At 38.8% G+C, this 21,858-nt stretch carries 18 protein-coding genes and 1 tRNA gene; 5 read left to right on the top strand and 14 right to left on the bottom strand.

Annotated elements, in window-relative coordinates; all coding sequences use genetic code 11:
* Window positions 1-40: 40 nt before the first annotated feature.
* The 4 genes from IGI46_RS09750 to groES form a co-directional block, all read right to left on the bottom strand.
* A complete protein-coding gene (locus tag IGI46_RS09750; RefSeq protein WP_429973373.1) occupies window positions 41-2,950 on the bottom strand; it encodes an FAD-dependent oxidoreductase in 2,910 nt (969 codons plus the stop codon).
* 57 nt (window positions 2,951-3,007) lie between these two features.
* Window positions 3,008-3,946 (bottom strand): FAD:protein FMN transferase, encoded by a 939-nt coding sequence (locus IGI46_RS09745; protein ID WP_429973372.1) that lies wholly within the window; start codon window positions 3,944-3,946, stop codon window positions 3,008-3,010.
* A 462-nt stretch (window positions 3,947-4,408) separates the two neighbouring features.
* Window positions 4,409-6,034 (bottom strand): chaperonin GroEL, encoded by a 1,626-nt coding sequence (gene groL, locus IGI46_RS09740; protein ID WP_207704353.1) that lies wholly within the window; start codon window positions 6,032-6,034, stop codon window positions 4,409-4,411.
* Between the two features lie 20 nt (window positions 6,035-6,054).
* A complete protein-coding gene (groES, locus tag IGI46_RS09735; protein WP_429963102.1) occupies window positions 6,055-6,339 on the bottom strand; it encodes a co-chaperone GroES in 285 nt (94 codons plus the stop codon).
* Between the two features lie 201 nt (window positions 6,340-6,540).
* Here groES and IGI46_RS09730 point away from each other — a divergent pair, with 201 nt between their 5' ends.
* Window positions 6,541-7,188: a CPBP family intramembrane glutamic endopeptidase gene (locus tag IGI46_RS09730; RefSeq protein ID WP_429973371.1), complete on the top strand. Its 648-nt coding sequence runs from the start codon at window positions 6,541-6,543 to the stop codon at window positions 7,186-7,188.
* Between the two features lie 69 nt (window positions 7,189-7,257).
* Window positions 7,258-7,887 (top strand): NAD(P)-dependent oxidoreductase, encoded by a 630-nt coding sequence (locus IGI46_RS09725; protein WP_429973370.1) that lies wholly within the window; start codon window positions 7,258-7,260, stop codon window positions 7,885-7,887.
* 44 nt (window positions 7,888-7,931) lie between these two features.
* Here IGI46_RS09725 and dhaM read toward each other — a convergent pair whose 3' ends face one another.
* The 9 genes from dhaM to IGI46_RS09680 form a co-directional block, all read right to left on the bottom strand.
* Window positions 7,932-8,300: a dihydroxyacetone kinase phosphoryl donor subunit DhaM gene (gene dhaM / locus IGI46_RS09720; protein ID WP_429973369.1), complete on the bottom strand. Its 369-nt coding sequence runs from the start codon at window positions 8,298-8,300 to the stop codon at window positions 7,932-7,934.
* On the bottom strand, window positions 8,293-8,871 hold the full coding sequence (gene dhaL / locus IGI46_RS09715; protein WP_429973368.1) for a dihydroxyacetone kinase subunit DhaL: 579 nt from the start codon (window positions 8,869-8,871) through the stop codon (window positions 8,293-8,295). The genes dhaM and dhaL overlap by 8 nt, the downstream gene beginning before the upstream one ends.
* Before the next feature lie 39 nt (window positions 8,872-8,910).
* Entirely contained in the window at window positions 8,911-9,894 is a 984-nt protein-coding gene (dhaK, locus tag IGI46_RS09710) for a dihydroxyacetone kinase subunit DhaK (protein ID WP_429973367.1), read from the bottom strand.
* Between the two features lie 163 nt (window positions 9,895-10,057).
* A complete protein-coding gene (locus tag IGI46_RS09705; protein ID WP_207704346.1) occupies window positions 10,058-10,867 on the bottom strand; it encodes an MBL fold metallo-hydrolase in 810 nt (269 codons plus the stop codon).
* Between the two features lie 49 nt (window positions 10,868-10,916).
* A complete protein-coding gene (locus IGI46_RS09700; protein WP_429973366.1) occupies window positions 10,917-11,765 on the bottom strand; it encodes a two-component system regulatory protein YycI in 849 nt (282 codons plus the stop codon).
* A complete protein-coding gene (locus IGI46_RS09695; protein WP_207704344.1) occupies window positions 11,766-13,067 on the bottom strand; it encodes a YycH family regulatory protein in 1,302 nt (433 codons plus the stop codon). It abuts the gene before it with no gap.
* The gene (walK, locus tag IGI46_RS09690; protein ID WP_429973365.1) at window positions 13,064-14,887 is read right to left on the bottom strand and encodes a cell wall metabolism sensor histidine kinase WalK; all 1,824 of its coding nucleotides are present in this window, start codon (window positions 14,885-14,887) and stop codon (window positions 13,064-13,066) included. The genes IGI46_RS09695 and walK overlap by 4 nt, the downstream gene beginning before the upstream one ends.
* Before the next feature lie 8 nt (window positions 14,888-14,895).
* On the bottom strand, window positions 14,896-15,600 hold the full coding sequence (yycF, locus tag IGI46_RS09685) for a response regulator YycF (RefSeq protein WP_207704342.1): 705 nt from the start codon (window positions 15,598-15,600) through the stop codon (window positions 14,896-14,898).
* A 291-nt stretch (window positions 15,601-15,891) separates the two neighbouring features.
* A tRNA-Lys gene (locus IGI46_RS09680) sits at window positions 15,892-15,964 on the bottom strand.
* 164 nt (window positions 15,965-16,128) lie between these two features.
* On the opposite strand from IGI46_RS09680, the gene IGI46_RS09675 reads away from it, so the two are divergent.
* The 3 genes from IGI46_RS09675 (at window position 16,129) to IGI46_RS09665 (ending at window position 18,874) form a co-directional block, all read left to right on the top strand.
* Entirely contained in the window at window positions 16,129-16,668 is a 540-nt protein-coding gene (locus IGI46_RS09675) for a DUF1836 domain-containing protein (protein WP_207704341.1), read from the top strand.
* Window positions 16,661-17,518, top strand: a complete 858-nt coding sequence (locus IGI46_RS09670) for a DegV family protein (RefSeq protein ID WP_429963097.1) — start codon at window positions 16,661-16,663, stop codon at window positions 17,516-17,518. The genes IGI46_RS09675 and IGI46_RS09670 overlap by 8 nt, the downstream gene beginning before the upstream one ends.
* Window positions 17,519-17,824: 306 nt before the next feature.
* A complete protein-coding gene (locus IGI46_RS09665; RefSeq protein ID WP_429973364.1) occupies window positions 17,825-18,874 on the top strand; it encodes an LPXTG cell wall anchor domain-containing protein in 1,050 nt (349 codons plus the stop codon).
* 146 nt (window positions 18,875-19,020) lie between these two features.
* On the opposite strand, the gene mgtA is transcribed toward IGI46_RS09665, so the two are convergent.
* A complete protein-coding gene (mgtA, locus tag IGI46_RS09660; RefSeq protein ID WP_429973960.1) occupies window positions 19,021-21,675 on the bottom strand; it encodes a magnesium-translocating P-type ATPase in 2,655 nt (884 codons plus the stop codon).
* Between the last annotated feature and the right edge of the window lie 183 nt (window positions 21,676-21,858).

The following is a 21,858-nucleotide window of genomic DNA, read 5'->3' as shown; positions in this document are numbered from 1 at the left end:
AAAAGCCACAGATAAAAAATTCTGTGACTTCATAGATCATTTATTCAGCTACTTTTTTACCAGCATTTTCAGCTGCTAATTTACCTGAAGTTAATGCCCATGCATTATTTGCTCCAGAAGGTGAATCTGTTCCCATTACACCACCGACTACTTCTCCAGCAGCATAAAGTCCTTGGATTGGTTCACCTGATTTATTGATTACTTCTAGATGATCATTTGCAACAAGTCCACCCATCGTGGTTGCGAAACGTGGTTTTTGTTCAATCAAATAGTAAGGACCATCGCCTACAGGTTTTTGCAGGAATTCAGGTTGACGACCAAACTCCTCATCTTCACCTTTAGCAACATACTCGTTATAAAGAGCAACTGTCTCTGCCAAGCTGTTACCTGGCATACCTGCTTTAGCTGCTAGTTCATTTAAAGACTCAGCTCGGAAAGCTTTCGGAGTTCCCATACCATTATTGGAAATCCAGCGTTCTAGATCTTCACGGGCAATTCCACCCTCGGCAACCGCATCACTGAATTTTTCAAAATGCTCTTGATCCAACAAAATGTAAAGCATTTGAGGGTTTTGCTCTAGCAATTTCTCTAATACTTCCTTGTTGCTGGCACGTTCATTGACTACACGCTTACCATCAATGTTGACTAACAAGCCATTTTCCTTCAATACAGCGATATTTCCGCCTATTGTGGATTTGGCATATCCTTTAGATACTTCGACTCCATTTGGATAAATTTTACCGTATTCCATTAGACGAGTATCTGCATCGATGCCTGGTGCAGTCGCCATTAGCAGCCCATCACCTGTAGATGATTTAGTTCCGTAGAACAATACTTTGTTCAACTCTTTGCTTAACAGGTTAGGATTATTCCCGTAGCCGCCTGTTGTTAGGATTACTGCTTCAGCAGTGATGTTATGAGTTTTCCCAGTTTCTTCAATTGCTTTAAGTCCAATAATTTTGCCGGATTCATCAGCAATTAATTCTTCAGCTTTTGTTTGTAAATAAATAGTTACATTGCTGCTGTCTAATGCCTTACGAGCACTTGCTGCAAAACCGTGTCCGCCATCTTCATAAGCAAGCTCACGATTTTTACGATACTCAGCTAGTACATGCAGACCGCCTTTCATGTCATATTCTACACCCATATATTCATGAACCCAATCAGTTGCTTGTCCAACATTTTGAGCCAACAAATTCACTAACTCAGGAACATTCTTACCACTACCATTTTTTAGGAAGTCTTCCACCATTAACTCTGCGGTATCATCAGTAACACCTGCTTCAGCCTGCAGTTTAGAACCCATCACTACTTGGTTCCCACCACTAATTGAAATAGCGCCTCCGACAAAACTCATTTTTTCTAGTAAAATTGTTTTTAATCCTAATTGATCTGCCCGTAGTGCGGCAGATATTCCAGCTGCTCCAGAACCTACAATAACTACATCGGCTGTTTCTTCAACCACTTCTTTCGACCACTGTAATGTTGGTTTTGGTCGGGCCATTAAGACTTCTGAGCTTGCTCCAGCCAATTCAACTGCCTCAGCAATACCGTCGATAACCCCTTGGCTTGAAGCTGAAGCTCCCGAGATAACATCAACATTCAAGGTTTGGCCTTCAATAATTTGTTGTGGCAAACGCTCAAATACTTGGTCAGACAATCCCTCTGATTCTTCACCTGAATCAATCGCAATGCTTTCAATCCGTTCCTTAGAGAAAGTAACTTTCATTTCAATCTCACTGTTGTGCCCTTTTGCTGCAACCGTATAAGTGCCTGGCTTGAACTCCAGTTTCATCTTTTGCAGTTCTTTCAAGCGTTCGTATTTGCGCTTTTCCTCTTCTGGATCTTTTACCATTACCATGGAATCCATGAAATCCCAAAGTGGTGTCGGAATTAGAAGCTCTTTTTGTTTAGCAATATGGGCATATTCTGGCACCGCTTGATCGTCTTTGATCATTTGCACCCAGGTAGGTTCTACTAAGAAACCTTTACCAACCGCTAGCAGGTCATAGCCTAATTGCAATGCATCATCTGCATCTTTACGTTGCAAAATTCCGCCAACACCCATAATCGGAACGTCAGCCAGCTCAGGTGAACGTTGCGCAAGATATTTGGTAATCAATGGTTCTGGATCATTTGATTCAACAATTGATGGACGTGTATAAGCACCCATTGAAAAATGGAAATAGTCAGGTTTTAATGTAGCTAGTGTATTCAATAGATACATAGTATCTTCAAAACGAATCCCAGGTTCTTCAAGCTCTTCCGGAGAAAAACGGTACCCTACGATAAAGTTTTCAGCACCTTGCTCTTTGATAACACGTTGTACTTCCTTCATTACCTCCATTGAGAAAAGAGCGCGTTTTTCACGGCTTCCTCCCCATTTATCTTGGCGGCGATTCGAATGTGGAGAAAAGAATTGTTGCAGCAAGAATGTGTTTGCTCCATGGATTTCAACACCGTCAAATCCAGCTTCAATCGCTCGACGAGTTGCATCTCCAAATAGTGTAATCATTTCTTCGATCTGCTCTTCGGTCATTTCTCTTGGCACTGGCGCTCCAGGTCGCAAAGCTGCTACTGGACTCGCTGAAACAGGAACTGCGCCACCATTTAATTCAGGCCATGCCATCCGACCTGCATGATAAATCTGCATGATTGCCTGCGAACCTTTATCCTTAATTGCTGAAGCTAATTCAGACAAGCCAGCAATTTTTTTATCTGTATCTACGCCGACTGCTCCAGGGAAGCCGCGGCCTTTATCCTCGACAAAGCAGCTCTCTACGATAATTGCTGCTGCCTCTCCCGAACGGAATTTGTAGTAATCAATAATTTGTTGTGTGACCTCACCATCATAAAATGCTGATTGGGTAGTCATCGGTGACATGAATAAACGATTTTTGAATGTAGCACCTGAATTTAAAGTGACTGCATCGAATAAACTTCTTGCCATTGTTGTTTTTCCTCCTAGTAAATCTATTAATTTAATTTTTCCAGTTAAGTAAAAATTTTATTCCAATAAAACGACATGGGGTTTCAGTTTGTCTGAAACAAATAGTTCATTTGTGCGGCTAATAACCAATCCTTCAATCTGAGGCATTTGATTAAGCCAATTAAGTGCTTTACCTGGCGATTCATGAAATAGTATCGTTGTCCAAAACTCACCATCAAGGGATTGATCTGAAACAATAGTTAAACTGGCAATATCATTGTCTACAGGATAACCTGTTACCGAGTCAAAAATGTGGTGGTATTTCTTCTCCCCTGATTTCAGTACCCGTTCATAAATTCCAGAGGTTACAACAGATTGATCTTTACTTTTTATGACTGCAACCAGATTCCCTCGTTCCTTCATCGGATTTTGGATTCCAATCTGCCAAACTCCTTCTGGATTTTTCGTAGATTCTCCGATAGTCAAAACATTCCCGCCTAAATCAATGATTCCTGATTGAACACCTTTGGTTTGAAAATAATTTTTGAGTTGATCAGCAAAGTATCCTTTCGCTAGGGCTCCTAAATCAATCTCCATCCCTTTTTGTCTCAGAAATACCGTTTGATCTGTTTCATTCAATTCAATATCTTCCAGACGAACAAGTGTCAATTTTTCTTCAATCTCTTGTGCGGTTGGTACTCGAGCGTCATTGAAGCCGATATGCCAAAGTTTTATTAACGGTCCAATAGCAATATTTAGCTTGGAATGTGAAGAAATTCCCATGTCATGGCCTTTTTTGATCAAATTGAACAAATCAGTTGGAACTTTCACGGGTTTTATACCTGCTTGTGCATTAACCTTCATTAACTCTGAATCCTCTTGGTTTGCACTAAAACGCTGCTGAAAATCTTCCAACATTTTTTGTGCATGCTCTAAAAGCAATTGGGCTTCGGAATGCTCAATCGATAAGGTAATTACTGTACCCATCATTTCCAGTACACGAGTTTCCAATGGCAAAAAACAGCCTCCTTTATCGAAAGTTTGTTATTCCGTGAGCATTGTATAATAAAATAAAACCATTACTTTTAAATACCGCAAATTTTAAACAAATACTTCATTTAGTTATGCCGTATTTGATTCACATTCTCTGTTGATGCTTAACTTACATAGATACTACTTTTGAGAAAAACAGTCCCACTGTTTCATGACTATTGTAAGAGAGAGAAACTATAAAATCTAATACTTTATTTGGATTATATCTATAAAAAACGTTTATCAATCAAGGATTAAGGTTAGCGCTTACACTTTTTGATCTGTAAATTAACTGATAGAAGAATAAAAATAGAATGACGCCTTTTAAATACCAGCAAATTTCTTAACTAAATTTTATCATTTATCGTAACTTATTGTAGTAAGAAATTCTATTTTTAATAAAAAAAAAGAGACCTTGTTTTAACAAGGTCCCTGAAATATTCTTGCTTACATCATGCCGCCCATCATTGATGGATCCATTGCTGGAGCAGCAGGTCCATTTTCGGAAGGTTTATCGGCAACAACTGCTTCAGTTGTTAATAGCAAAGCAGATACAGACGCTGCATTTTGTAATGCTGAGCGAGTTACTTTTGTTGGGTCAACGATACCTGTTTCGACCATGTTTACCCATTCGCCAGTTGCTGCATTGAAGCCAACACCTTGGTCAGCATTTTTCAATTTATCGATAACCACTGATCCTTCGTATCCAGCATTTTCAGCGATTTGACGAACTGGTTCTTCTAGCGCACGAACTACAATGTTAATTCCGGTAGCAGCATCGCCCTCCGCTTCCAGTTCAGCAACTTTCTTGATTACGTTTACTAACGCTGTTCCTCCACCTGAAACGATTCCTTCTTCAACCGCTGCACGTGTAGAGTTCAAAGCATCTTCAATGCGTAGTTTCAATTCTTTTAGTTCAGTTTCAGTAGCAGCACCAACTTTAACAACTGCTACACCACCAGCTAATTTAGCCAAACGTTCTTGTAGTTTTTCACGATCAAAATCAGAAGTTGTTTCATCAATTTGACGTTTAATTAATTCTACACGTTCTTGTAATTTTTCTCTGTTGCCAGCACCTTCAACGATTGTTGTATTGTCTTTATCAACAACTACTTTGCCAGCAGATCCTAAGTTTTCCACTGTTGCATCTTTCAATTCTAAACCAAGATCTTCAGTAATAACAGTAGCACCAGTAAGAACTGCAATATCTTCCAACATTGCCTTACGACGATCGCCAAAGCCAGGAGCTTTAACCGCTACAACATTAAATGTTCCACGGATTTTGTTCAATACTAAAGTAGGTAGAGCTTCTCCATCCACATCATCAGCAATAATCAACAATGAACGTGATTGTTGCAATACTTGTTCTAGCAGTGGCAAGATATCTTGGATATTAGAGATTTTTTTGTCAGTAATCAAGATATAAGGATTTTCCAAAGCAGCTTCCATTTTATCGTTGTCAGTTACCATGTATTGAGACAAGTAACCACGGTCAAATTGCATACCTTCAACAACGTCTAATTCTGTATCAATTCCTTTAGATTCTTCAATGGTGATAACACCGTCGTTGCCAACTCTTTCCATTGCTTCAGCGATTAACTTTCCTACTTCTTCGCTGCCAGAAGAAACAGCAGCTACTTGAGCAATCGCATCTTTAGAATCAACCTCTTTAGAAATGCTGTGTAATTCTTCAACTGCCGTTTTTGTTGCTAATTCAATTCCGCGGCGAATGCCCATTGGATTTGCACCAGCGGTAACATTCTTCAAGCCTTCGCGGACAATTGCTTGCGTCAATACAGTCGCAGTCGTTGTACCGTCACCAGCAATATCATTTGTTTTAGAAGCAACTTCAGATACAAGTTTTGCTCCCATGTTTTCAAAATGATCTTCTAATTCAATATCTTTAGCAATAGTAACACCATCATTAGTAATTAGTGGTGAACCATATGATTTTTCTAATACAACGTTGCGACCTTTTGGTCCTAAAGTTACTTTTACTGTATCAGCTAATTTATCAACCCCACGTAGCATAGCTGCGCGTGCATCTTCTGAAAATTTAATTTCTTTTGTCATTATTTCTCCACCTCATTTTTTTATTCTACAATAGCCATAATATCTTTGGCAGAAAGAATTAAGTATTCTGTTCCGTCATATTTTACTTCTGTACCAGAATATTTTTCAAACATTACTGTGTCGCCAACCGCTACGGGTATTGGACTTTTTTCACCGTTATCTAACACGTTGCCTTCGCCTACTGCAACAACTTTTGCTGTTTGTGGCTTTTCTTTGGCAGCAGAGGCTAAAACAATGCCGCCTACTGTTTTTTCTTCTTCTTGAGCGACTTCAAGAATGACGCGATCACCTAATGGTTTTAACACGATAAATCCCTCCAAAATAGTAATGATGTTAAAGTCATTAGCACTCGCAACTTCAGAGTGCTAACTTACAGTTATTATCATACCCATTTTTACTTTCTTTTGCAAGTCATACCGTCTCTTTTTTTTAAATTTTCTAAACCAGACTTTTTCTTCATCTGTGCTATAATTGCTAACAAATCTACTAATTAGAAAGGACTGGCTATGACAACTAAAAAATATCTTTTTCTGACTATTTTTACTTACGGACTTGTCTTGTTTTCACCACTCGTTTTTGCACCATTAATTAGTTCAGATGTACAACAATTAATTCAAATTACTACCTATTCCTATATTGTCGGTGCTGTTTTACTACTATTTTACTGGAGGAAAAGCCAAACATTAAATATTGAAAAAAATAGTAGAAGCTGGAAAACCGCAATTATTTTTGGTTTGTCAGGTATCTTCTTATCTATGCTTTTACAGATGGTTTTACTGCAGATTGAAACCCGACTAACAAATCAATCGGTGGCTTCTCAAAATACTCAAAACATTGTTCAGTTGATCAAAGAAAATTCAGTATTTATTATTGCTACTACAGTTGCTGGCCCTATTATGGAAGAACTAGTCTTTCGCAGGGCAATTTTTGGCAGTTTGAATCAACGTTACGGTTTTCTTGTTCCGGCAATAATCAGTTCCCTTCTATTTGCCCTTGCTCACCAGGATGGCCATTACTTATTATACGGTGGATTAGGTCTTTTCTTTTGCTGGTTATTCCAACATACAGGAAAAATTTGGACCTCCATGCTTACTCATGTAGGCATGAATTTAATTGTCATTTTAGCTCAGTTAGCTATACAGCAAACTAGCTGAAAGCCTAACTTTTGCCTTTTTGCACGTTTCCTCCTACACTAAAATTAGTTTAGTTAGGAGGAATTTTTTATGAAATTAGCAATTATTGGTGCCACTGGTCATGCCGGATCTTTGATTCTAAATGAAGCTTTAGAACGACAGATTGACGTAACGGCAATTGTTCGTCATCCTGAGAAGTTAGTGGTGGATATTCCTTACTTAAAGAAAGATTTGTATGACTTAACACAAGATGATTTATCTAAGTTCGACGTGGTCATTGATGCTTTTCGTCCTCCCATGGGAAAAGAGGAGCTGCATCAAAGTTCTTTACAACACCTGATCGATATCTTATCAGGAACAGCTACTCGTTTATTAGTTGTTGGTGGTGCTTCTTCTCTTTATTTAGATGACGAAAGAACCAAACGGATGATTGATGTTTCCGATCCGGATGCTCCGTATTACCCAACAGCTTATAATATGTATCAAGCCTATTTAGAATTACCAAAGGCCAAAGATTTGCAGTGGAGTTACTTAAGTCCGGCTGCTAATTTTGTTCCAGACGGTTCTCGAACAGGAAACTACCAGTTAAGTGATAATCGTTTGAAAAAAAACGCCGAGGGACAAAGTGACATTAGTATGGCGGACTATGCGATTGCCATGGTGGATGAAGCCTTGAAGAATCAACATGGGAATCAACATTTTAGCGTTGTCAGTCTTTAACATAGGAAAACGACCGAGCAGTCAAATGGCTCGGTCGTTTCCGTTTACTTAATTACCAAATTCTGCAACTGTGCTCTAATCTCCGCTTCAGGCGCTCCCGCTGTTAGCAACGCACTAGCGGTATACGCACCTTCTACAAATGCTGCGTCAAAAAGCTCAATTTTTTTGTCAGTCATTTCTATCGCCATTTCTAGATTCATTTTAGCACTCCCTAAATCATAAAAGGCAAATAACTCTGCGGCCTCATTTTCTTCAATAGCTCGGGTAATTTTTTCCATTGATGTTCCTATTGAACCATCCTCTAAACCACCAGCAGTCGTGATTGATACTCCTTTAGCTACTTCACTTAGCAAACGTTTGAGACCCTCAGTCATTTCAACTGTATGGGACACTAACAAAATACCTTTAGTCATCAAACACACCTGCCTCTAAAAATGATTCAAAAAGATAGGCTGAGGACATCGCTCCAGGGTCAATATGACCAATTGAACGCTCTCCTACATATGAAGCTCGACCTTTAGCAGCTTTTAACTCTCTGGTTTTCTCAGCTAACTCCTGCAGCTTCGCTTCCGTCAAATGATCTTCTTTTAGCAAGTCAACGGCAGGAAACCACAAATCCAACATCGTTTTTTCACCTACTGTTGAATTACCGCGTTTTGTGATTCCTTCTGCTGCAGCGGTTAACAATGTGACTGGATCAGCCGAAGTTTTACTGGCCTTCATCATTTCCATCATAGCTGTTCCATATAACGGCCCTGAAGCACCTCCAACTTTACTAATGAGAGCCATTGCGGCAGCTTTAAAAATAGCTGGCAAATCACCTTCTAGGTTTGCGGCCATTACTGCGTCCATTCCACGCCCCATATTATTTCCATGATCGCCATCACCAATTGGCGTATCTAATTCACTCAAATAGTCTTTCTTCGCTTGAATTTTTTCATTGAACACTTGTAAAGCAGTCCTCAGGTTATCCGGCGTAAACATCTTCATCCTCCTACTTTCCTTTCAATTGAATTCCATCTATTACCAAGATATCGTATGGACAGGTTCGTTTAGCAAGCGCAGACGTTCATCATCCAATTTAATCATCGTTACTGAAGCCCCAGACATATCCAAAGAAGTCATATAATTACCTACCTTAGAGAAATCTACTTTAATTCCATCAGCTGCCAATAACGCTTTGACATCATTGAAGTAAATGAACAATTCCATTAGAGGTGTTGCCCCCATACCATTGACGAATAGTCCATAACTCTCACCAGATTGCCAATTAAATTCTGCTTTCAACTTGCCCACTACTTCTTCCGCCATTTTGCTAGAGGTTTTAATTTTTTCCCGACGATATCCAGGCTCACCGTGGACTCCCACACCATATTCCATCTCATCGTCGGCTAAAACAAAGCCAGGTTTACCAAACTCTGGCACAGTCGCTCCAGATAAAGCGATTCCAATAGTTTTAATGTCGGAAACTAACTCTTTGCCATATTCAGCCAAGTTGTTGAGCTCCTTACCTTGTCTTGCTAAAGCTCCCAAAATTTTGTGAACCAAAACAGTTCCAGCTACCCCTCGTCGCCCTTGTGTGTAGGTGCTATTTTCTACAGCAATATCATCATCTACTAATACAGAAGCGACTTCAATCTCCTCCATGTCAGCCATTTCTTTTGCCATATCAAAATTCATGACATCTCCAGAATAATTCTTTACAATCAGTAATGTTCCTTTACCTTTATTTGTACCCTTTATCGCCTCAAAAATTTGGTCTGGTGTTGGCGAAGTGAAGACTTGCCCGCAAACTGCTGCACTTAACATACCATCTCCTACAAATCCAGCATGAGAAGGTTCATGCCCACTTCCACCTCCACTAACTAGAGCAACTTGATCAAAATCATCTGTACGCGCTATCACTAATGTTTCTGGAATTTGCTTTACATAGTCCGGGTATGCACTTACTAGTCCAGCAACCATTTCCTCGACAACGTTCTTTGGCTGGTTAATAATTTTCTTCAATCTGATTCCTCCTCTTTTTATCTTGCTTCTTTTATTTTATCACTTAGCTGTATAAACGAGAAATTGATAGAATTCATTGAACAAAAGTTCATTCCTAAAAAAGTTGTTATCGCCAAAAAAAGCCAGAGAAAATGAGTAAGTATCATTTTCTCTGGCTTATAGGTTAAATTGCGAATAACTCAGTTGAACACTCAGGATCGGTATCATAAATATTGAATTGATAGTTGACTCCTAAATCGTAACGAGTCAGCGTCTCTTCCATTGTCATATGTGCCAATTCTTTCATGTTGTTTTCCTTACTTAAATGTCCTAGATATATTCGTTTGGTATTATCGCCAATAATATCAGTCATTACTAAAGCCCCGTCTTCATTGGATAAGTGCCCGCGATCTCCTAGAATGCGCTGTTTCAGGCTCCAAGGATAAGGCCCCATACGCAACATTTCTAGATCATGGTTGCTCTCTACCAAATAGGCATCAGCGTTGCGAATCGTTCCTCTCACGTGATCACTAGCATATCCAGTATCCGTTAACATGACGAAAGAACGACCGTCTTTATAAAAACGATAAAATTGGGGAGCTGCAGCATCATGGGAAACCCCAAAACTTTCGATATCCATATCACCAAAGGTTAAGACTTTACCCATTTCAAAAATTTGTCGTTGCTCCAGAGCAACATTTCCAATTAAAGGTGCCATCGCATCCCACGTTTTCTCATTTGCATATACAGGTACTTTATATTTTCTTGCTAGAACCCCTACACCATGAATATGATCACGATGCTCATGGGTTACTAGGATAGCATCTAAATCTTCTGGCTTACGATTCACTTCCGCTAGTAATGAGGTTATTTTCTTCCCGCTTAATCCAGCATCTACTAAAACTTTCTTTTCAGCACTTTCTAGATATAAAGAATTCCCGGTGCTGCCGCTGGCTAAAACACTGATTTGAAAGGCGTGATTCATTTCCAACATAAGTGATTGTCCTCTCTTTGTAAAAACTTCTCTTAGTATACAACCCTTTTTATGGATTTTCCACCTTTGATACCGAATTATTAGAAATAACCTGATTACTGATTGCATTAACTTTTTCTATTTGAACAACTTTGTCGGCATTCTCAATTCGTACGAACCAAACAGGTACATATACGTTTTTTTCTCGTACCTCCAGTGTTCGAAAATAGCCTAAATAGATTTCTTGAATAGTTGAACCTGGCGGAATGTTATTATTGATATACAACGTGTTTAAGATTTCTTTTTCCGAGTACAAGCTCATTTTTTCTCGTAAAGGTTCAATATCCTTTAGCAAAGTTTGAGTATATCCCGTTATGTGTGACGTTTCATCACTCGAGGCTTCAACGCTTAAGGTTATCCGCGAAGTTTCATCAATAAAAGGAATATCTTCATAGGATTGAGCACCCACTATTTTAGAGCCTTCATCATCTTTTTTCGAGATGCTGGAAACGTACATATATTGATCCCCAGCTAAAATAAACTGAGGGTCTCGCATTACTTCGTTGAAGCTCTTCTTTGTCTCTTTTAAGTCAAATTTAATATTTTCCAAAGGCGTACTTGTTAAAACTTTATCAGATACATATGAAGAACTACGAACAGAAGCGTTAACTTCCTCATCTAAAAGTCCAAATAAATCATCTTGTTCGGCACTTAAATAGTACCCTTCAAAATGCTGATCGGAAATAGTTCCTTTGTAATGAATGTCGTCATTTTGCAGACGCTGCGAGATATCTTCTCGTTGATCAGAGTTCGTCACTAAGCTTTGTTCGTGGCGGCCGCTCCAATAAATACTGAACAAGAAAATATTAATTCCAAAAAAGGCAATAAAGAAAATCCATTCGATTTTGCGAAAATCCACTTAGTTCGCCTCCGTTTCTACTAAGTTTCCGTTCACCAGTGTATACCACTTATTATCGTATTTTATATACCATTCTGGAGTTAAGGCTACTACTCGACCGACACTATCCACATCTTGCCAGTTATAGCCAATAATATAGCTTTGCACTAAATTAAGATCGTATCCACCGTAGGATAAAGTTTCCGCTATTGTGGTTGAACTTGGTAATTCAACCTCTTCTTCTGCAGGTATGGGTACCTGAACAGTGTCCATACTGGTTTGGATTTTGACCTGATTGGATTGGTTGTTGGGTTCAATATTGACGCTCATTTTTCCTTTAGAGGTCTGACTGAAAATGGGATAGCCTTCCACAAAGATCCGATAGTTTACCTGATTGTTTTGTCGGTCAAAATACCGTAGATTTCCAACCGCCGTACCTAAGCGACTAACATAACTGAAAGTCTGAGTATATAGGCTTTGATCCTTTAACTCCTCAGGTAACTCTCCTGAAAAACTTACTAATCGATCAACTTCATTCATGGTTAACTCTTCATGTCCACTAACGAAAGAACGCGATTTATCTTCCTCCTCTTCTCCTTTAGCCTGTTCTGGATCTTGGAAAAAGGCGTTCCGGAATAATGAATAGGATTGTGTCGTCAAAATATAGCTGTACTTTTTCAGGTGGACATTTCCCTCAGTTTGCAATAAACGTGGAACCAATTGATTCTCTGGCGTCATTGCTAAAAAGCGTTCTTCGTTTTCTCGATAAATTGCTTCGATTTTATCAAAATCAGTTGAAATAGAGGCTTCGTAAACAATGTGTTTTTGATAATTTAAAAACCGAATTTTTTGTCGATCGAAGTCTAACTGAATTTTGCCAAAAAGAATACTTTCTTCGTCATCAAGCCCATTTAAATTTAAGGGAATATCGAAAACTTTAACATATTCAGCTAATGAAAAAGGCCCCTCATAATTTAGTTCAACACCATTCGCCAATTGGTAATAATTTGCAATTTCCTCTTCCGTATTGGCAACAATTTCTAATTGTCCATAGTTACTCTCAGTCAACCGAGCTTGAAGCGTAGCCAATAGGTTCTCACTGTTTGTTTGGAAATGTTTCCCGTCTAAATCCCAAATACCTCTTAAAGGTAAAAACGCATCGGTTGCTTTGGTATAGTTTTGTTCGTTATTAACTACCTGCGTATTGGAATTAACATCAGGAGTTCGACCAGCTGGGCTCACCCAAATAGAATAGGTGAAAAATAAGCTTAGTAAAATCAGGCAAATCAGAAGTCCGCGCATAACTTTTTCAGAAAATCTCATTCCCACCAATCCTCCTCGTACGGTTCATAAGGTAAGGAGAAGGAGAAGGTTGAACCTTTGCCCTCAATACTATCGACCCAAATGGTTCCTTTATGGGCTTTAATTACTTCTTTAGATATAGCCAATCCTAGTCCCGTTCCACCTTGTTTCCGGGCCCGCGCCTTGTCCACACGATAGAATCGTTCAAAGACTTTTTCCAAATCTTTTTTCGGAATTCCTAAGCCTTCATCTGTAACACTTAGTACCACATTATTATGGGTCTCTAGCAGATGGACCGTAATCTTTCCGCCATCTGGTGAATATTTGATAGCATTGTTCATGATATTGTCAATCACTTGCATAATTTTATCAGCATCAACCTCTACCCATAAATCACGCTCTGTAAAATCTCGAACAATCGTATATTTTTTGTTCTGATTATTAACCATCATATCAAAGCGATCTAACACATAATCTGCTAGTTCATTGAAATTAACAAACTCTAAATCCAGCTGCTGATTACCTGAATCCATTCTAGACAAATTTAACAGGTCATTAATCATTCGTATCATGCGATCCGTTTCACCTAAAGTTACCTGAATAAATTCTGGAGCAACCTCTTTGTCTTCCCAGGCACCTTCATCAAGCGCCTCTAAGTAACTGCGTACGCTTGTTAATGGTGTCCGTAGTTCATGTGACACGTTAGAAACGAATTGTCGACGTTCTTCAGCAGTTTTTTCTTGTTCAGTTACATCGTGCAATACAACAACTAACCCACTGATAAATCCGGACTCACGACGAATCATAGCGAAGTCCGCTCTCAAAATCATCCGATCTTCTTCTTGATCCGATTTCGAGCGGTCCAATAGTAATTCTTCCTGCGCTTCCAACAACTTACGCAAGGTATATTCTTCCTCTAAGTCTAAAAGGGTCAAAATTGACTCACCGATTGCATCTTCATTTTTGACATCTAGCAGTGACAAAGCCATCTCATTAATAGTAATGACCTTCCCACGACGATCCGTTGCAATTACACCATCTGTCATGTGGGTCAAAACGCTGTCCAAACGATTCCGTTCAGCCTCCATTGTATCTTGAGCGTCCTCGATCCGGTCAGACAACTTATTGAAGGTTTCCGCAAGCTGACTCAGTTCGTCATGCCCATGGACCTCAACTTTATCAGAGTAATCTCCTTGAGCAATCTTTATAGCCTGCTGCCGCATTTCCTCAATCGGCTTGGTGATGGAACGGGCAACTAGCAAAGCAACAACCATTGAAATAACGCCCGCGATTAAGGAGGCGGTGAAAAAAATGATTGCTGTATCGCTGATTTCGGTATACTTCTGTTCAATGTTACTTTTAACATAAAGAGCCCCCAGCACGGCTGAATCGCCTGTCGGGGACTGAATTGGTTGAACATTAATATATACCCGTTTATTATTATCATCGAGTGCAACAAATTGCTTCATAGTTAAGTCGTCAATATCGCTGTATTCGTTCTTTTTCCCTACAATAGAATCTTTGCGGCCTACGTCGTTAGTCGCCAGTACAATTCCCTTATCATCAACAATCCACATCTCCTGAATATCAGAAGCATTATTGTTTTCTAATAAACGTTGCAGAGCATTGTTATCCGAACCTTGAGACATTGTAGTCCCTAATGAGTTCGCCAAATAAGAGACCCGCTGATTCATATCTTTCGTAAAGTTATTGACTGTTTCTTTTTCTAATCCACGAATAAAGTATGCCCCAATGATTTCAATCGAAATCAATAGAATCAAGATAAATGAAAAAGCAATCTTGAAATTTACTGATTGAAAAAAACGGACTTTATTTTTCATTTAGTTCATTACTCCTGTTCAGGGTTGCGCAGGTAATAACCTACACCTCTTCTAGTCACTAAATAGTTTGGATGACTAGGGTTATCTTCAATCTTTTCTCTTAAGCGACGAACAGTTACATCCACTGTACGTACATCACCAAAATAGTCATAGCCCCAAACCGTTTGCAATAAATGTTCACGAGTCATTACTTGACCAATATGTTTAGCTAAATAATGCAGCAATTCAAATTCGCGGTGGGTCAATTCAATTGTTCCTCCGCGTTTGGTTACCATATAGGCATCCGGATGGATGGTTAGATCACCAATAGTTAAATCACCTTGTGTTGTATCGTCTTCTTCTTTAGGTGCTTGGCCGCCTCGGCGCAGGTTGGCCTTCACTCGTGCGACAAGCTCACGATTAGAGAAAGGTTTCGTAACATAATCATCTGCACCTAACTCAAGCCCTAAAACCTTATCAATTTCAGAGTCTTTTGCGGTTACCATAATAATTGGCATATCATGCGTTTTACGAACCTCACGAGCCACTTCTAAACCATCTTTTTTTGGCAACATTAAATCAAGCAAAATCAAATCCGGCTGGACTTCTTCAACCTTCTCAATTGCTTCTTCGCCATCATAAGCGGTAAACACCTCATATCCTTCTTTCGTTAGGTTAAATTTAACGATATCAGAAATCGGCTTTTCATCATCTACAACTAAAATTTTCTTCACTAAGAGTCACCTCAAACTTTTTCATCTAAATTATATGCTTCTCCATTATACCTTATTTCGAAGAGTGTTTCACCCTCTCAAGGTTCTCAGGCTTTTTCTTGTCAAACTTTTACGAAACCACGAAAAGCTGCTGAGCTCATTGTGACCTAAGAGTCTATCTTCTACTAAGAAATTAAAAAGAGACAAAACAACCATACCATACTTCTAAAACAAAAAAAGAGAATGCGTACTCCATCTTCTAAACGTCCAAAGACGCCGACAGAATACCATTCTCGTGGGTTTGGCACCCAATGGGCCGTGAGGGGCTCGAACCCGCGACCCGCTGATTAAGAGTCAGCTGCTCTACCAACTGAGCTAACGGCCCAAATAAGCTACTTCAATATGTTAGCATTGGTGATTTAAAATTGCAAGAAGAAAGAAGAAAAAAATTATGAAATATTCATGTGATAATCCAACCTAGTTTTGATAACCATATTGTATAATCTTATTGATTTTGTTAAAATAAATTTAGAAGGGAGCAAAGCCTAGATGGAAGCAAATGAAGAATTGAAACAATGGTCCGCAGCACTAAAAGAAGTTCGTTTACCTCGTTGGGAAGAACTCCCCGAGTTAGAGCTGTACATGGATCAAGTAATTACTTTAATCGACCGTTACTTATCACCTATCATTGAACCAGAAAAGCATCATCTACTTTCCAGTGCTATGGTGAATAACTATGTAAAACATAAATTGGTACCGCCACCACTCAAAAAGCGCTACAACAAAAATCATTTGGCTTATTTAATTGCCATTACCTTGATCAAACAGGTCCTAACAATTACAGATATTAAAGAACTAATCGTCATGCAATTAGCCATTGATGAACCAAAACAAGCCTATAATAATTTCTGTCAAATACAAGAAGAATCTCTGAGATATGTTGCCGGCTTAGTTTTAGCTGAAGAAAATGACCCGACGCTCGTCAGACAATCAGATTATCGATACTTAGCGGTAGAAAATGCCGCAGCCTCATTTGCGAGTAAGTTGCTGGTAGAAAAAATTATTGAATTGGAGAAAACGGATGACTAAAGAAAAAATTGCAATTTTAGTAGACTCTGGAACAGATACGCCTCAAGAAGTGGTAGACAACTCACCGATTTTTATGGTTCCATTGCGTATTATCTTTAAGGATAAGGAATTACTAGACCGTTTGGAAGTTAGCTCAGATAATATTTTCCCTCTTTTAAAAGAAGAATTACCAAAAACTTCGTTACCAAATGGTGAAATGATCATAAAAGTTTTTGATGAAATCAAAGATCAAGGCTTTACACATGTAGTCATCATTACTATTTCCAGCGGATTAAGCGGAACCTTCAATGCGTTGCGATTGTTGTCTGAAGATTACACAGGCCTAACTTTCCATGGGATTGATACCAAAAACATTGGAATTGCTGCCGGCTTCTCCGTCATTCTAGCCGCTGAATTAGTTAAACAAGGAAAATCGTTTAATGAAGTTATCGCAGGTGTTGAAGCCTGTTTACCTAAGACTAAAGTTTTTTTTAATGTGGATACATTGGAATATTTACAGCGTGGCGGACGAATTGGCTTAGTTGCCTCCTTGTTAGGAAGCGCCTTGAAATTAAAGCCGATAATTTCCTGTAATGAGGAAGGTATCTACTATACAGTGGCAAAAATTCGCGGTCTCAATAAAAGCTTTGATAAAACGATCCAAATTGTTGGAGATTTACTCAATGGTCACAATCGATTTAATTTGGCGGTAGCTCATGCTGATGCGATGGAAAATGCGATTAAGATGAAAAAACGTCTAAAAGAAACCTTTCCAAAGGTGGAAAACATTTATTTTGGACCGATTTCGCCGGCCTTGTCTGTACACACAGGACCTAACACTTTAGGTGTTGCAGTTCAGATTTTGGATTAAAATTAACGATTAAAAGGAAACACAAGTCTTTAAAAGATTTGTGCTTCCTTTTTTTATGTCGACTAACTCTCATTCTGTTTAAGGGTCATTTTACTTTTCCAAATTCCCGTCCTCTCTTCCACTTCATCTACATTTAAAAAAAATTAAATTGTAAGCTCTACTGCACTAAACACTTCTCTTTCACAGCGAATAATTGAAAAAAAGCTAGGCAACAAAAAAATTTCGAAAAAAGGACAAGATATTACTTTACAAAAAGATTTCTTGTGTTACAATAATATTACATAAAGATTACAAGGAGTGATTGAGATGAAAAAAGTTGTTTTGTTCAGTTTGTTGGTATTAACCTTCCCAATTGCAGCGTTCGCTGAAACTACCGAGTCCGTCCCTAATGCAACTATATCTACCCAAGAACAGACTATTGAAAGTGTTCCTGCAGCGGAAGAAGTGATTGATTCTGGTTCAACAATTGACATTAGTACAGCTGATGCAGATGAACAAGATAAAACAACTCATTCTTCTACCACTGACCTTGAGAAAAAAGAGAACGTTGAAACAAAAGAGTCCACTACTCAATCATCAGAAACGAAAGAATCTGATGAACCAGTCAAGGAAGAAACGAAGGATTCTGAAACAGTTAAAAAAGAGGAGAACAAAGAGTACACTCCCACAGTTATCCGTGAACAATTGAAAGATACAGGCTATGGAATTAGCCAAGTTGAATTGGACAGCTATACAGATCAACAGTTAACGACTGCATGGAAAATTTTTGAACGTTATAATTATGATATTACTGGTATGGATTTTGGCAGCTACGTAAGAGTATTACGTAAAGCTTACAAAGATAATGTGATTTCTGCAGCAGACGCTGAAAAAGCTTTGGCTTTTAATCCTAGTCAGTATAAGACCACAGATGAACTCATTCAAAATATTGATCCATTGTACAATTATATTCAGGCTCTTTATCCTAAAGGAAATGGTTTTATTGAGCTTAGTCATCTTTCCAAAGAAGAACTGATCCATATCCTCAATCATCTTGCCCCAGTTCAAGATAAAATTGCCGCTATAAACGGCAATCTATTCTCTGGAGTAGTTAACTGGATTCAATCTTCTTCGATAGGCAACGCACCTATTGACAATGGGCCTAGAAAAAATGACCAACCAACTAATGTAGCAACCAATGTTAATCAGAACAAAGAAACACCTACAAAAGCTGAACAAATAGTAGATCAGCAAGCTACTGCACAAAAACAGTACCCAAAAACTGGGGAACAAAAAACAATTTTCTTAACAATTGCGGGAATTGTACTAGTTGCTGCTACCGCTTTTATCGGCTTAAGAAAAAAGCAGGTCCACTAATCAACTACTGCTAAGTAACCATTAAGTAACCATTTAGACTACACCTGTTTTTTCTAAAATAATACTATTTAGAGATTCCTTTTATATCAACGACTTTCTAAGTCAAAAAACACGAATCAGCTGCTCGCTGATTCGTGTTTCTTCTATTATAATAGTTCTTGGTATTTATTCATGTAGATATGCTTGATCACTGTGACAAGCAACAAATAGCAAACAATCGTTACCATTAACCATAGCCAGTAGTTGGCTGGTAAAGCACTAAGACCGAAACTGCGTCCCAAGCTAGTAGCAGGCAGGATCGAGCCCACAGCAATCCCAAAACCTGTTACAGTAGTTAAAATAAAGGATGCTCTGCTTTGTAAAAATGGTACTTTTGGGGTCCGTAAAGCATGCAAAACTAAGGTTTGAGTCCATAGTGATTCAACAAACCAACCAGCATTGAATAGGGCTATGAAAGCAACCTGCTGCTCTGGAGACAAGCTATGATAGCTGCCGCCAACCACTGCTGGACAAATAAAGAAGTACAACAGCAGATAGGTAGTAATGTCAAAAACAGAACTCGTTGGTCCTAGCCAAACCATAAATTTCCCAATGCTTGAAGCTTCCCAACGTTTTGGTTCATCCAAATATTCTTTGTCCATCCGATCCCAAGGAATCGACATGCAAGAAACATCATAAATTAAGTTAAGAATCAGCAATTGCAATGGCAGCATTGGTAAAAATGGCAGGAAAGTACTAGCGACCAATACTGAGAACATGTTCCCAAAATTTGAACTGGCAGTTGCTTTGATATACTTCATAATATTCCCAAAGGTTTCTCGACCTGCTACAATCCCACGTTCTAATACCATTAAATCTTTTTCTAATAAAATGACGTCAGCAGATTCTTTGGCAATATCCACTGCTGTATCAACGGAAATACCGACATCCGAAGCTTTCATCGCAGGTGCATCGTTTATCCCATCCCCTAAGAATCCAACTGTGTGCCCATTTTCTCTCAAAAGACGGGTAATTCGTGCTTTCTGCTGTGGATTTAGTTTAACAAAGATATTGTATTCTTCAATTACTCTCGCTAGATTTTCGTCTGAAAGCTTGGCAAGTTCTTCCCCGCTGATTAATACTTCAGCAGAAAGACCTACTTGTTTGCAGACTGATTCGGTCACTAACGCATTATCTCCGGTAAGTACTTTAACACCTACTCCATGTTTCTTTAACGCTTCCAGTGCTTGTTTAGTCGTTTCCTTTGGCGGATCTAAAAAGGCTAGATAACCAATCAAGACCATCTCTTGTTCATCCTTAACTGAAAACTCGCCGACTACGCTAGGATTTGTCTTTTGTGCAACCCCTAATACGCGCAATCCATCTTCGTTCAGTTCTTTTACTTTTGCCAAAATCTCCTCGCGAATCTTTCCAGTTAATGGAATAACTTCTTTATGGAAATCCACATAGCTGGAAATCGCCAGCATTTCTTCGATAGCACCCTTGGTAATCATCTGTGTCTTCCCTATATTATCTTCTACCACGACGCTCATACGGCGACGTTCGAAATCGAAAGGAATTTCATCCACTTTTTGATACTGAATTTTGTCAGTTTCAAGTGTTTCTTTTGACGCATCAATAATGGCAATGTCCAATAGATTTTTTAAGCCAGTTTGATAATAGCTGTTTAAATAGGCATGTCGCAATACGCGATCATTTTCTTTACCATCACAATCAAGATGGTATTCCAAAATAATTTTATCTTGAGTTAGTGTTCCCGTTTTATCCGTACACAAAACATCAATTGCACCAAAATTTTGAATAGCATTTAAATTCTTAATAATCGTTCCTTTTTTGGCCATTGCTGAAGCACCCTTAACCAAGTTTGTTGTCACAATCATTGGCAGCATTTCAGGAGTCAATCCCACGGCAACCGAAAGTCCAAACAAACAGGCTTCCATCCAATCACCTTTAGTTAATCCATTGATTATGATGACAGTTGGAGCCATTAAGGACATAAATTTAATCAGCAGGAAGGAGGTTTTTTGAATTCCTAATTCAAAACTGGTTTTAACTGGTTTGGCTGCCAAGTCTCGGGCAACGTGTCCGAATAATGTGCGATTCCCTGTAGAAATAACTACACCCTCTGCGGTACCACTAATCACATTGCTTCCCATAAAAACCAAATTCTCATAGCTGGTCTCTGTATCATGATGATTAGTTGTTCGGCCAGCCGTTTTCTCCACAGGGTAGCTTTCACCAGTCAGCGCAGATTGAGAAATGAATAAATCCTTCGCATGGATTAAACGGATATCTGCTGGGATCATATCCCCTGCAGAAAGCTTCACCACATCTCCACAAACAATGTCTTCCATTGGAATTTCAACAAAGTGATTATTTCTTTTCACAGTCGCAGTAACGGTGACTAATGATTTTAATTTTTCAGCTGCTTGATTGGATCTTACTGATTGGATCAACGTCATACTGCCGCTAATAATTACCATGATAGCAATAACACTGACACCAAATAAGTCTTTCTCTCCAGGCGCAGCTAATACATATTCGGTTATAAATGATACAATTCCTAAAGCAATTAAAACGAGTGTAAATGGTGTAATATACGCTTTAAACACTTCGAATATAAGGGGAGTTTTTTTTCCGTAGGTAATCTTATTGTTTCCGTATTCTTCTCTTAAAAGGTCAGCCTGTCCTTCTGTCAGACCTCTCCTGGGCGTTTTAAATAATTCCATAATTGTTTCAGCTGTACTTTTCGCCATTTGTTCATAGTTCACAAACGACATATTTTTAATGTTCTTTTCCATTATACGTACCTTCTTTCCGATCATCACATACCAAATTGCTAGTCCGGCTAAGAAATAGCCCACAATTTCCAGGATGAGTTCCATCATGTTTCACCTCCGAAGAGATTTTGAAAAGAAGGTCAACAAACGAGCTATCTGAAAACAAATAGACAATAGTCTTTTGCCTTCAGCGGGCGTTTTTCT

The sequence above is a fragment of the Enterococcus sp. AZ163 genome, from assembly GCF_050498925.1.
Taxonomy (GTDB): Bacteria; Bacillota; Bacilli; order Lactobacillales; family Enterococcaceae; genus Enterococcus_A; species Enterococcus_A ferrettii.
This window is presented reverse-complemented; position numbering and strand designations above follow the sequence as displayed.